Annotated in this window: 11 protein-coding genes; 6 read left to right on the top strand and 5 right to left on the bottom strand. The window is 63.5% G+C overall.

All coding sequences use genetic code 11. The features are described from left to right. Positions 1-167 precede the first annotated feature (167 nt). The 4 genes from coq7 to purD all read right to left on the bottom strand — a co-directional run bounded on the left by coq7 (position 168) and on the right by purD (position 3,584). Entirely contained in the window at positions 168-809 is a 642-nt protein-coding gene (gene coq7, locus F0A16_RS18290; protein ID WP_149436897.1) for a 2-polyprenyl-3-methyl-6-methoxy-1,4-benzoquinone monooxygenase, read from the bottom strand. Between the two features lie 43 nt (positions 810-852). Beyond that, entirely contained in the window at positions 853-1,197 is a 345-nt protein-coding gene (locus F0A16_RS18285) for a histidine triad nucleotide-binding protein (protein WP_149436895.1), read from the bottom strand. Between the two features lie 45 nt (positions 1,198-1,242). Further along, complete coding sequence (locus F0A16_RS18280; RefSeq protein WP_149436893.1) at positions 1,243-2,115, bottom strand: phosphoribulokinase; 873 nt, start codon at positions 2,113-2,115, stop codon at positions 1,243-1,245. 173 nt (positions 2,116-2,288) lie between these two features. Then, a complete protein-coding gene (gene purD, locus F0A16_RS18275; protein WP_149436891.1) occupies positions 2,289-3,584 on the bottom strand; it encodes a phosphoribosylamine--glycine ligase in 1,296 nt (431 codons plus the stop codon). A gap of 216 nt (positions 3,585-3,800) precedes the next feature. Here purD and F0A16_RS18270 point away from each other — a divergent pair, with 216 nt between their 5' ends. After that, complete coding sequence (locus tag F0A16_RS18270) at positions 3,801-4,511, top strand: 16S rRNA (uracil(1498)-N(3))-methyltransferase (RefSeq protein ID WP_149436889.1); 711 nt, start codon at positions 3,801-3,803, stop codon at positions 4,509-4,511. 259 nt (positions 4,512-4,770) lie between these two features. On the opposite strand, the gene F0A16_RS18265 is transcribed toward F0A16_RS18270, so the two are convergent. Then, complete coding sequence (locus F0A16_RS18265) at positions 4,771-6,120, bottom strand: lytic murein transglycosylase (protein WP_239023882.1); 1,350 nt, start codon at positions 6,118-6,120, stop codon at positions 4,771-4,773. A gap of 849 nt (positions 6,121-6,969) precedes the next feature. Between F0A16_RS18265 and F0A16_RS18260 the strand changes: the two genes are divergently transcribed. The 5 genes from F0A16_RS18260 to F0A16_RS18240 are packed head-to-tail and all read left to right on the top strand — an operon-like array spanning position 6,970 to position 12,398. Then, positions 6,970-9,774, top strand: coding sequence for a monovalent cation/H+ antiporter subunit A (locus tag F0A16_RS18260; RefSeq protein WP_149436887.1), 2,805 nt, complete (start codon positions 6,970-6,972; stop codon positions 9,772-9,774). After that, positions 9,774-10,124, top strand: a complete 351-nt coding sequence (locus F0A16_RS18255) for a Na+/H+ antiporter subunit C (protein WP_149436885.1) — start codon at positions 9,774-9,776, stop codon at positions 10,122-10,124. Before F0A16_RS18260 ends, F0A16_RS18255 begins: the two co-directional genes overlap by 1 nt. Beyond that, entirely contained in the window at positions 10,121-11,638 is a 1,518-nt protein-coding gene (locus tag F0A16_RS18250; protein WP_149436883.1) for a monovalent cation/H+ antiporter subunit D, read from the top strand. Before F0A16_RS18255 ends, F0A16_RS18250 begins: the two co-directional genes overlap by 4 nt. Next, a complete protein-coding gene (locus F0A16_RS18245; protein WP_149436881.1) occupies positions 11,635-12,132 on the top strand; it encodes a Na+/H+ antiporter subunit E in 498 nt (165 codons plus the stop codon). Before F0A16_RS18250 ends, F0A16_RS18245 begins: the two co-directional genes overlap by 4 nt. Next, positions 12,129-12,398: a K+/H+ antiporter subunit F gene (locus F0A16_RS18240; RefSeq protein ID WP_149436879.1), complete on the top strand. Its 270-nt coding sequence runs from the start codon at positions 12,129-12,131 to the stop codon at positions 12,396-12,398. Before F0A16_RS18245 ends, F0A16_RS18240 begins: the two co-directional genes overlap by 4 nt.

Raw genomic sequence — 12,398 nt, 5'->3', positions numbered from 1 at the left:
CCTCCCTCTGACTGACATCCTCACGCAAACACTGCTGAACAACCCGCAGTTTGAAGCTCTCATCGTATCTCGCCATCAAAAACACCCCGAAGATTGGATGGGTGTCCAACTTTCGGGGTGCAGTTCACATTTGTCGCTGGCTTTCTTCGTAGCCCGTAGCCCATGGATCAGAGGCGATAGACGCTCTTGGTCATCACCTTCGACATCAGCCGCATGCCCCACTTCAGCGGCAGCGGGAAGCGCTGGCCGCCGGACTCCAGCGCCCAGCGCTCGTGCTGCGCTTCGTCGATGCGCATCTGCTCGAGCACCGCGCGCGAGCGCTTGTCGTCGATCGGCAGCTTGCGCAGATGGGCCTCGAGATGCCGCCCCACCTGCTCTTCCGTGGCGGCGACGAATCCCAGGCTGACCCGATCGCCGATCGCCCCAGCCACCGCTCCCAGCCCGAACGACGCCACGTAAAACGCCGGATTGAGATAGCTGGTACGGCTGTCGAGCTCTTGCAGGCGCTGATCGCACCAGGCCAGATGATCGATTTCCTCCGCCGCCGCCTCTTCCATGCGCTGGCGAGTCTCGGTCAATTTGGCCGTCAGCCCCTGCCCCTGGTAGAGCGCCTGCGCGCACACTTCGCCAGTGTGATTGATGCGCATCAGCCCCGCCACGTGATGGCGCTGGTCCTCGTCGAGATGACTGTCGGGTTGCACGTTGGCCGGAGAGGGTCGGCTGGGCTGGGCCGCTCTGGGCACCAGCGTGCGCAACACCGTATCGAACTGGTGGATCAGATTGTCGGCGCGGGAAATCTTGCGAGTCATCGAAACCTCCTTGTTGACGCCACTCGGGCGAGCAAACCGGTTTTCAGCCTGGCGGCCACTGCATGCGACGCCCACCCAGCAAGTGCATGTGGATATGATAGACCGACTGCCCGCCCGCTTCGTTGCAGTTCATCACCACACGATAGCCTTCCTCGGCGAACCCGAGTTCCTTGGCCAGCTTGGCCGCGGTGTATTGCAACCGTCCGATCAGCGCCAGATCGCCTTCCTCGATGTCGTTGAGGGTGGCAATCGCTTTCTTGGGGATGATCAGAATATGCGTGGGCGCCTTCGGATCGATGTCATTGAAGGCCAGCACCTCGTCGTCTTCGTAGACGATATCCGCCGGTATCTCGCGGTCGATGATCTTGCTGAAGAGTGTCGGCTCCATGGGAGCTCCTGATGTCGGAATTGAGGTATCGGTCGGCGACAAGGCTCAACGAAAACGGCGCTGGGCCAGCAGTTGGCGCACCTGGGGTGCGAGGATCAGGTCCATCGCCAGCGACAGGCGCGCCCCCGGGACGACCAGCGTATTGGGTCGGCTCATGAAGGCATCATGAATCATGGTGACCAGGTAGGGAAAGTCGACGGCCGCCGGATCCCGGAACCGAATGACCACGAACGACTCGCCATCGTTGGGCACGTCCTGCAGCTCGAACGGGTTCGAGGTATCGACCGTCGGCACGCGCTGGAAATTGATGTGCGTGCGCGACAGCTGGGGCTGGATGTAGCGCACGTAGTCGTGCATGCGCCCGAGGATGGTGTCGATGACCGCTTCCTGAGAGTAGCCGCGCAGCTTGGTATCGCGATCGATCTTCTGCAACCACTCGAGATTGATCGTCGGCGCCACGCCGATCAGCATGTCGACATGCCTGGCGATATCGACCTCGTGGGTCACCAAACCACCGTGCAGTCCCTCGTAGAGCATCAGATCGGTGCCGCTGGGGATCGGCTGCCAGTCGGTGAAGGTCCCGACCTGCCAGCCCGCCTCGATCATGCGCTTGTCTTCGGCATGAATGTAGTGGCGATAGGTGCCCTTGCCACTCTCCCCGTACTCCTGGAACAGCGCATCGAGATGGTCGAGCAGGTTGGCATTGACCGAGAAGTGAGAAAGTTCCGCCTTGCGCTCCGGCTCGACTTGAAGAATCTGCGCCAATTCCGCCCGCGAATAGCGATGAAAGGCATCGCCGTCGATGAACGCGGCGTGCACGTCCTCGCGGGCGAACATGCGCTCGAAGGTGCGCTTGACCGTGGTGGTGCCCGCGCCGGAAGAGCCCGTCACCGCGATGATCGGAAATTCACGCGACATGCAGAACCTCTTCATTCAGCAAGTTCGACCGGCTAGTGCAGAACCCCGCCACAATGCCGCGGCAGCTTGAGCGCTCGAGCTGCTGTCCGATCGTCGATCGATGCCTCACTTGCTGCATGGCGGATTTTCCTTGTTTCTAAAGCGCCTGACTTCTTCAGGATGGCTGACGTTTCTCAGTCCGGATGACGCTCTCGGGCGATGGCACGATAGGCAATATCGCGACGGTACTCGGCGCCGGCCCAGCGCACCAGCTCGAGACCGGCGTAAGCCTGCGCCGTTGCGGCGCCGACCGTATCGCCGAGAGCGGTCACACATAGCACGCGACCACCGCTGGTGACGACGCGACCATCGTCGCTCATGCGGGTACCGGCGTGAAAGACCTTGCAGCTAGCTGCATCGGCCGCCTCGAGCCCAGTGATCTCGTCACCCTTGCGATAGCTGCCGGGATAGCCTTCCGCCGCCAGCACCACACCGACGGCGGCACGCGAATCCCACTCGCACTCGATCTGATCGAGCTTGCCCTCGAGCGCCGCCTGACACAGCGCCACCAGATCGCCTTTCAGGCGCATCAGGATCGGCTGGGTTTCCGGATCGCCGAAGCGGCAGTTGTACTCGATCACCTTGGGGGCGCCATCGGCGTCGATCATCAGTCCGGCATAGAGAAAGCCTGTGTAGGGATGTCCCTCGGCGGCCATGCCGCGAACCGTGGGCAGGATCACCTCGTCCATAATGCGCTGATTGACGCTCGCGGTGACTACCGGCGCGGGAGAGTAGGCCCCCATGCCGCCGGTGTTGGGGCCGGTGTCGCCATCACCCGCCCGCTTGTGGTCCTGGCTGGTGGCCATCGGCAGCACGTGCTCGCCGTCGACCATGACGATGAAGCTCGCCTCCTCGCCGTCGAGAAACTCCTCGATCACCACCCGCGCGCCGGCGTCGCCGAAGGCGTTGTCCTCGAGCATGTCGCGAATCGCCGCCTCGGCTTCGGCTTCGGTCATCGCCACCACAACGCCCTTTCCCGCCGCCAGGCCATCGGCCTTGATCACGATCGGCGCCCCCATCTGCTTCAGGTAGGCCAGCGCGGGAGCGACGTCACTGAAGGTCCGGTAATCGGCGGAGGGGATCGAATGGCGTGCCAGGAAGTCCTTGGTGAACGCCTTGGAGCCCTCGAGCTGGGCGGCACCTTCGCTCGGACCGAAGATCGCCAACCCGGCCGACTGAAAGGCATCGACGACGCCGGCGACGAGCGGGGCTTCCGGACCGACGATCGTCAGGTCGACCGCGTTGTCACGGGCGAAGGCGATCAGCGCCTCGCTCTCCATGACATCGATGGCAACGTTGGTCAGCCCCGGCTCCCGCGCGGTGCCGGCATTGCCTGGCGCCACGAATACCGTCTCGACCCGCGGCGATTGTGCCGCTTTCCATGCCAGCGCATGTTCGCGCCCGCCCCCGCCAATGATCAGAACCTTCATCGCTAGCCTTCTTCTGAAGCTGTGACTGAGTGAATGGGACATTATGTCAGAAAGGCATCCCGCTCGCCGCTGTACTCCATCGATGGCAATCCTGTGCATCGCTAGGGGATTCCATATCCATGACCGCCCACGTTCACGCGCAGCTAGGTTCGAGCGCAGCGCTCAGGCAGAATGACGACCCTGCCAGCTCCCGACACTGTGTTGAACTGTTATCTCATGAACCTGATCCTGCTACAGCCCGACGAGTGGCTGGACGACACCCACGCCACCATTCGTGATCCGCGCCGCCTGCGCCACCTCGTCGATGTCCACCGCGCGACCCCCGGTGACAGCCTGACCGTGGGCGCCCTGGATGGCCTGATGGGGCGCGGGGAACTGCTCGCGCTGAGCGATACCGAGGCGCGGTTCCGGATCACCCTCGACCGCGAGCCGCCGGCGCCACTGCCGGTGCACCTGCTGCTGGCGCTGCCTCGCCCGCGGATGCTGGCGAGAACGCTGGAGCACGTCTCGGCGCTGGGGGTCAAACGCGTGACCTTGATGCATACCCGACGCGTCGAGAAGAGCTACTGGCAATCCCCCGAACTGAAGCCGGAGAAGATCCGCCAGCACTTGCTGCTCGGGCTGGAGCAGGCACGCGATACCCGGCTGCCGGAGATCATGCTGGAAACCCGTTTCAAACCGTTCGTGGAAGATCGGCTGCCGCCCCTTCTCGAGGGCCAGTGTGGCCTGCTGGCGCACCCCGGCCTGGCCCAGGCCTGCCCACGCGCCATCACCGAGCCGACGCTGCTGGCGATCGGCCCGGAGGGCGGTTTCGTCGATTACGAGGTCGAAAAGTTTCTCGAGCTGGGCTTCGAGGGGATTCATCTGGGAGAGCGCATTCTGCGCGTGGAAACCGCCGTTACCGCGCTGCTCGCGCGACTATTCTGACGCCACCGCCCGTCCAGCGACTCGATGGGCAGTCGTACCGGCGGCGGTGACCGAAATCTGATGCGCCGCCTCATCGCCGACAACACCGGGGAGATGGCGAGTGGCGTCAACCTGCCGAGACCTGAGCCATCGATGAATGTCGGCCCAGCCAGCTCGCGGGGTCGCGAATCAGCTCGATGCCGAGACGCCGAGGTTGTCGAGCATGGCAATAAGCGGACGCGCGGCGGGGAATGCTTCCCGCCGCGCGTCGAGACGGGGGTCAGCCGTTGGTCAGGCGCTGGATCAGGGACTGCGTGGGATAGCCGTCGGGGATAACGCCGATGCTGCGCTGATAGGCTCGCAACCCCGCCCGAGTATTGGGGCCGACCAGGCCATCAGGCGTACCGACATCGAAGCCGTGAGCATTGAGGCCCTGCTGCATGCGTCGAATGCGATCACGCGACAACGCCGGCTCATCGCGTGGCCATTCGCCCTGGATTCCCGGTCGTCCGGCCAGCCGGTCCGACAGCGTGGCGACGGCCAGCGCGTAACTGGTCGAGGCGTTGTAGCGCATGATCACACGGAAGTTGTGGCCGACCAGAAACGCCGGCCCTCGGGCGCCCGCGGGGGCGATCACCGAGGCCTGATCGAAGTCCGGCAACGACTGGCCGTCTAGGCGCTTCACGCCCTGCGCCTGCCATGCCTGGGCGGCGTGGCGCACCGCCAGTTCGGTCTGGGAGTAATCGAAGTCGTCCGGCAGCGTGACCTCGACCCCCCAGGGTTGTCCACGTTGCCAGCCGGAAGCATCCAAGTAGTTGGCCGTCGAGGCCATTACGTCGGGTATGCTGCCCCAGATATCCCGGCGGCCATCGCCGTCCTCGTCCACCGCATAGGCCAGGAAACTGCTCGGAATGAACTGGGTATGCCCCATCGCCCCGGCCCAGGAACCCCGCATTTGATCCCGGTCGATATCGCCGTTCTGCAGTATCTTCAGCGCGGCCATCAGCTCGCCTCGCGCAAACGACCGACGGCGGCCGTCGAAACCCAGCGTCGAGAGCGCATCGATGGTTTCGAAGTCGCCGAAGTTGCTGCCGTAGTTGCTCTCGATCCCCCAGATGGCAACGATGATTTCCCCGGGGACGCCATATTTTTGCGTGACCTCATCCACCGTGGCACGGTTAGCGGCAAGACGCTCGCGACCATTGGAGACGCGCGACGCCGAGACGGCACTGTCGAGATAGCTCCAGATCTGGCGGGTGAATTCGGGCTGGGAGCGGTTGTACTCGAGAATGCGTGGCTGGTAACTGACCCGATCGAACGCTTGCGCCAGCGTTGCCTGATCGATGCCCTCGGCGGCCGCCCGCTGCCGAAACTCGTCGACCCAGGCGTCGAATCCGGCCGGATCCTGCACGATCCCGGTATCCGCGGAGCCATTGGCAGTCTCCTCGGTCGCCGTCCGGGGGTCGGACGTGCTCGACGTCGTCTCCTGGGGAGCGGTAGAGGAGATCATTTCGCCGGTGCGACTTTTCGACGCGGTATTGGTATCGGCGACGCTCTGACATCCCAGTAGCGCCAGCGAGAGGCAGAGCGAGAGTGTGGCAGGAGCCTTGACCGGTAGTGAACGCTTCACGGGGGCACATCCTTATGCTGAAGTGGTTCCAAGAGACGCTGGACGCCGACGCGGTTGCGCTGGCGGATTGCACCGCAGTGTAGCGTATCCCGTCGCCCGGGGAAGCGACCCGCGGCCGACGTCCTCGTTCCCTGCGCGAGGGCCGAAAGCGCCGTCCGCCCCCGGCGCAGCGCGCTTCCCTTTGGCCCGGACCCGAGGCCCCGCTCGTCCGCGCCGGGGCAACCGCCATCCATTGCAACCTATGGCTAGGTGTATATCGGCGTGGTAAAGTCGGACCAACGCCACCATTCGGTTTCCATAATTTATTAATATTTTCAATAATTTCGCGCTCAGCGAACCATGACCAGGCGTTTACTGAAGGGAGGAGAGACACCATGCCGGGCCACATGCCTAGCCAGCTTTCGCTGACATGCGCGACCTGTCGTATTGGTGCCCCGACTCGTATCGGTGCCCAGACTCTGCCATCCATTGCCGGCACGATCACACTTCGGAGCCAGACCCCCGCCTGGATGCTGGCACCTCGCGGCGTTCGTCGTCCTTACCTGACCGATCCGCCCCAGCGCCTCTGATCTGGCAACAGCTACCCCATGGCATCATGGGTATCGCCATCGCCACTTGTCCGTAGACGGCTACCGCTTCGTCTCGCGCGGAGAAAGGCCATCATCGCCCCGACGTCGACCACGTCCCAAGACGCACGCCTCGTGCGACTGGCAACATCGCTTACACTGAGGCGAGATGGGATCGCGGATCGATCGCGACGGCGCGAACCGAAGCTCGAGCCGACCGGCTGCCGCCATGAGGCAGATCGAGAAACGGGCCTCCCTGATCCAAGAATAGAGCGACAACTTCATGTCACTGCCGCTGATCGTTCTGCTGCCGCTACTGGGCAGCCTCGTACCGTTGCTGAGCAGTAACCGGCAACGCAACCTCAATGCCTGGTCCACCGCCCTGCTTCCCGCGATCGCGCTGGGCATCGTGATCGCCCATGCCCCGGGCGTGGTGGCGGGCGAGGTCTACCACTCCAGCATGAGCTGGGTGCCGCAACTGGGCCTCGATTTGGCATTCCGGCTCGACGGCCTCTCGCTGCTGTTCCTGCTGTTGATTCTGGGTATCGGGCTGCTGATCATTCTCTACGCCCGCTACTACCTGGCGCCCGAGGACAGCATGCCGCGCTTCTACGCCTATCTAATGCTGTTCATGACGTCCATGATCGGCATCGTGATGGCCGACAACCTGTTGCTACTGTGGGTGTTCTGGGAGTTGACCAGTCTGTCGTCGTTTCTGCTGATCGGCTATTGGTATCAGCAGAGCGAGGCACGTCGCGGCGCGCGCATGGCACTGGCGGTTACCGGCATGGGCGGATTGGCGATGCTGGCCGGTTTCCTGCTGATCGGCCATATCGTCGGCACCTACGACATGCAGACGGTACTCGACAGCCGCGATCTCATCCAGGCCGACCCCCGTTATCTGCCGGCGCTGCTGCTGGTGTTGCTCGGCGCGTTCACCAAATCGGCACAGTTTCCTTTCCACTTCTGGCTCCCGCATGCGATGGCCGCACCGACACCAGTCTCGGCGTTTCTGCACTCCGCCACCATGGTCAAGGCGGGCGTCTTCCTGCTCGCCCGCCTGCACCCGGCGCTGGCCGGCTCCCAGTTGTGGCTCTACATCGTCACCCTCACCGGGCTGGTGACGATGATCTACGCCGCCTATTTTGCTTTGCTCAAGTACGATCTCAAGGGCGTGCTGGCGTTCTCCACCGTGAGCCACCTGGGCCTGATCACCATGCTGTTCGGGCTGGACAGCAAGCTGGCCGTGGTGGCGGGGCTCTTCCACATCATCAACCACGCCACGTTCAAGGCGGCGCTGTTCATGTCCTCCGGGATCATCGACCACGAAACCGGCACGCGTGACATCCGCAAGCTGAGCGGGCTGCGCCGCAGCATGCCTATGACGGCGGCGCTGGCGGGCCTGGCCGCGGCCTCGATGGCGGGAGTGCCCCTGCTCAACGGCTTCATCTCCAAGGAGATGATGCTGACCGAGACCCTGGAGAGCGGCCTGCTGGGCGGCCTGGCCTGGCTGATCCCGGTCCTGGCAACGCTCGGCAGCGTGCTGTCGGTGGCCTATTCGCTGCGTCTGATTCGCAATGTCTTCTTCGGCCCGGAGGCGAAGGAGCTTCCCAAGACGCCGCATGAAGCGCCGTTCCCGATGCGCCTGCCCATGCTGATTCTGGTCGGCCTGTGCATCGTCATCGGGCTGATACCGGCAGTGATCGTTTCCGGACTGCTCGATGCCGCCGCCCGGGCCACGATCCTGGCGCCGAGGCCGGAGCTTCAGTTGTCGATCTGGCACGGCTTCAACCTCCCGCTGCTGATGAGCGCCATCGCGCTGGCCGGCGGTGTCGGCATCTATACCGTGCGCCGCAATCTGTTCAACTTCCAGCGCCAGTTCCCGCAGCGCAACGCACTGATGATCTTCGAGCACAGCGTGCGTCGCCTGCTGCAATGGACTCAGGTCACCATCGATCGGCTGGAGAACGGCTCGCTGCAGCGCTACATGCTGTGGCTGATCGTGGCCGTACTGTTCCTTACCGGCAGCGGACTGCTGGATCTCGATCAGTTGCAGGGCTCGCGCCAACCGCAGCCGCTCGACGGCCTGCTGCTCGCCGGCGCCGGTATTACGATTCTGGCGGGCCTGGGTACCGCCATTCTCCACCGCCGTCGCCTGGTCTCGCTGATGATGCTGTCGGTCGTGGGGCTGATGGTATCGCTGGCGTTCGCCCGCTTTTCCGCCCCCGATCTCGCGCTGACGCAACTGGCGGTCGAAGTGGTGACCGTCATTCTGCTGATGCTGGCACTGTTCTTCCTGCCCCAGCGCACGCCTAAGGAATCCAGCGGCGCACGCGTGGTGAGGGACGTGCTGCTGGCAGCCGGTTTCGGTGGTGTAGTGGCGAGCCTCAACTACGCCTTGTTGACCCGGCCGATGGACAGCATCTCCGGTTTCTTCCTCGACAACAGCGTCAGCGGCGGTGGCGGGCACAACGTAGTCAACGTCATTCTGGTCGACTTCCGCGGATTCGATACGCTCGGCGAGATCACCGTGCTCTGCATCGCTGCCATCGGCATCTACAAGCTGCTCAATCGCCTGCGCCTGTTCATGCCATCGAGCGACAGCGAAGGCCGCCCCTGGTCCCGGGATCTGCACCCCATGCTGTTGGCGACCGTGTCACAAAGCCTGCTGCCGTTGGCGCTGCTGGTCTCGGTGTTCATCTTCCTGCGGGGTCACAACGAACCCGGCGGCGGCTTCATCGCCGGTCTGGTGACGGCGGTCGCGCTGATCCTCCTCTATATCGCGCGGGGCGTGGACTGGGCCCAGCAACGCCTCTCCTTCCAGTACCAGCCCATCGCCGTGACAGGCGTCGCCATCGCCACCTTGACCGGGCTCGGCAGTTGGCTGTTCGGCCACAATTTCCTGACCTCCGCCTTCGGCCATTTCTCGATCCCCTATATCGGCGAAATCGAGCTGGCCACGGCAATGCTGTTCGATCTCGGGGTCTACCTGACGGTCGTCGGTGCCACGCTGATGATTCTGGCCAATCTGGGCAAACTGACCACACGACACCGGCCCAGCAAAGAGAACGAAAAGGAGACCGTCTGATGGAAGCGCTCTACGCCACCGTAACCGGTTTCCTGGCCGCTAGCGGTCTCTATCTGGCGCTGCGGGGCCGTACCTTTCCCGTGGTCGTGGGACTGACCCTGCTCTCCTATGCGGTCAACCTGTTCCTGTTCTCCACCGGCGGACTCACTACCAACGGGGCGGCGGTCATTCGCGACGGCGTCAATGACTATGCCGATCCGCTGCCCCAGGCGCTGGTCCTGACTGCCATCGTGATCGGCTTTGCCATGACCGCCTTCTCGGTCATTCTGGCGATGCGCGTGCGCGGCGACCAGGGTAGCGATCAGGTCAACGATCAGCGCGGCGAAGAGTCGAAGGAGGACAAGTCATGATGCATCACCTGATCGCGCTTCCGATCCTCCTGCCGCTGCTGAGCGGGCTGTTGATGCTGGTCAAACGAGACTCGACCGTGCTACCTCGCCGGGCGATCGCCTTGACCAGCACGGCGGCACTGCTGGTGATCAGCGCCGCGCTGGTGATCCAGAGCGACAGCGGAGAGATCACCTACTACGCGCTGGGCGACTGGCAGCCGCCTTTCGGTATCGTGCTGGTGCTCGATCGACTTTCGGCGCTGATGGTCTGCCTGACAGCCTTTCTGGCCCTCGGCAGCATCGCTTATGCCTGCGCCGGCGACGACCGCAAGGGCAGCAACTTTCACGGCCTGTTCCAACTGCAGTTGATGGGGATCAACGGTGCTTTCCTGACCGGAGACATCTTCAACCTGTTCGTGTTCTTCGAAGTGCTGCTGATCGCCTCCTATTCGCTGCTGATGCATGGCGGCGGCAAGGACCGCACCCAGGCCGGCTTCCACTATGTGGCGCTGAATCTGGCAGGCTCGGCGATGTTCCTGATCGCTCTCGGCGTGCTCTACGGCACTACCGGAACGCTCAACATGGCCGACATGTCGCAGAAAGTCGCCGCGCTCGGTCCCGACCGACTCGGCCTGCTCAAGGCTGGCGCGTTTATGCTGCTGGTGGTGTTCGGTCTCAAGGCCGCGATCCTGCCGCTCTATTTCTGGCTACCGCGCGCCTACAGCAGTGCCCCGGCGCCGGTAGCGGCGCTGTTCGCGATCATGACCAAGGTGGGGATCTACGCCATCCTTAGGGTCTACACACTGATCTTCGGCGGCGGTGCCGGCGAGTTGGCCAATTTCGTTCAACCTTGGCTGTGGTGGTTCGCGTTGGCGACACTCGCGCTCGGCGGCCTGGGCGTTCTATCGGCCCGCGACCTGCGCAATCAGGTGGCCTATCTGATCCTGATTTCCGTCGGCACCCTGCTGGTCGGGGTCAGCATGAATCGCGAAGCGCCCATCGCCGCCCTGCTCTACTACATGATCCATACCACTCTGGTCAGCGGCGGGCTGTTCCTGCTGGCCGATGCGATCGGCGAGCAGCGAGGCAAGGCCGGCGCTAGGATCGTCCCCGGCCGCGGTGTGACCCAACCGGCACTGCTGGGACTGTTCTACTTCATCGCTGCAGTCACGGTGATCGGCCTGCCGCCACTCTCGGGCGCCATCGGCAAGGCGCTGCTGCTGAAGGCCGCGCTACCAAGCGAGCAACCCTGGCTGTGGCCGCTGCTGCTGCTATCGAGCTTTGCGGGCCTCGTCGCCATGGCACGTAGCGGCTCGACCGTATTCTGGAAGGCCGGACGCGGCGATAGCGACGGCCCCAGGTTGAAGCCGGCAATGCTGGCAGGACTGATCCTGCTGATCGGCGCGTCACCGGCTTTATCGATTCTCGCCGGCCCGATCACACGGTTCACCGATGCCAGCGCCACTCAACTGCTCGATCACGATGCCTATGCCGAGGCGATCCTGTCCCGCAACGTTGCAGGAGGTGACTCATGATTCCTCCCACTCGCTGGCTGCCAATGCCGGTATTATCCCTGCTGCTGCTGCTGGTGTGGCTACTGCTGCAGCAGAGCGTCGCCCTGGGGCAGTGGATTCTCGGCGGCGTGCTGGCGATCCTGATTCCGATGATCTGCCGACCGTTCTGGGAGCGTCAGCCGACCATCAAGCGCCCTTTGAAACTGCTCGGTTACTTCTTCCGCGTCCTGGGCGATATCGTGACCGCGAACGTCCAGGTCTCGAAATTGATTCTCGACCCCAGGGGGAGGATGCGTCCGGCTTTCGTGGAATATCCGCTCACGCTGAAGGAAAACTTTCCGATCACCATCCTGGCCAGCACCATCACCATGACGCCAGGCACCGTCTCCGCCCACCTGCGGCTCGACGGCAGGACGCTGCTCATACACGCGCTGGACGTGGCGGACACCAAAGCGTTGATCGACGAAATTCACCAGCGCTACGAGCGCCCTCTGCTGGAGATCTTCGAATCATGATCGATACGGCCCTGTGGATCGCGCTGGCGCTATTCTGCGCCGCCATCGTACTCAACTTCTATCGAGCCTTGGTTGGTCCGAGCCTGCCGGATCGCGTGCTGGCGGTGGACACCATGTACATGAACTCGATCGCGCTGATCGTTCTGTTCGGTATCTGGGTCAACAACAAGGACTACTTCGAAGCCGCACTGCTGATCGCGATGCTGGGCTTCGTCAGCACCATCGCCATCTGCAAGTATCTGCTGCGCGGCGACATTATCGAATAG

It is taken from the genome of Salinicola corii (genome assembly GCF_008298015.1).
GTDB classification, from domain to species: Bacteria; Pseudomonadota; Gammaproteobacteria; order Pseudomonadales; family Halomonadaceae; genus Salinicola; species Salinicola corii.
Note: the sequence above shows the minus strand (reverse complement) of the source record. Positions and strands in the feature narration are given on the sequence as shown.

Bases quoted from the DNA above. Each gene is read 5' to 3' on its own strand.
- F0A16_RS18255 (WP_149436885.1), top strand. From the start codon at position 9,774: ATGGAAGCGCTCTACGCCACCGTAACCGGTTTCCTGGCCGCTAGCGGT.
- F0A16_RS18245 (WP_149436881.1), top strand. From the start codon at position 11,635: ATGATTCCTCCCACTCGCTGGCTGCCAATGCCGGTATTATCCCTGCTG.
- F0A16_RS18270 (WP_149436889.1), top strand. From the start codon at position 3,801: ATGAACCTGATCCTGCTACAGCCCGACGAGTGGCTGGACGACACCCAC.
- F0A16_RS18285 (WP_149436895.1), bottom strand. From the start codon at position 1,197: ATGGAGCCGACACTCTTCAGCAAGATCATCGACCGCGAGATACCGGCG.
- F0A16_RS18260 (WP_149436887.1), top strand. From the start codon at position 6,970: ATGTCACTGCCGCTGATCGTTCTGCTGCCGCTACTGGGCAGCCTCGTA.
- F0A16_RS18250 (WP_149436883.1), top strand. From the start codon at position 10,121: ATGATGCATCACCTGATCGCGCTTCCGATCCTCCTGCCGCTGCTGAGC.
- purD (WP_149436891.1), bottom strand. From the start codon at position 3,584: ATGAAGGTTCTGATCATTGGCGGGGGCGGGCGCGAACATGCGCTGGCA.
- coq7 (WP_149436897.1), bottom strand. From the start codon at position 809: ATGACTCGCAAGATTTCCCGCGCCGACAATCTGATCCACCAGTTCGAT.
- F0A16_RS18240 (WP_149436879.1), top strand. From the start codon at position 12,129: ATGATCGATACGGCCCTGTGGATCGCGCTGGCGCTATTCTGCGCCGCC.
- F0A16_RS18280 (WP_149436893.1), bottom strand. From the start codon at position 2,115: ATGTCGCGTGAATTTCCGATCATCGCGGTGACGGGCTCTTCCGGCGCG.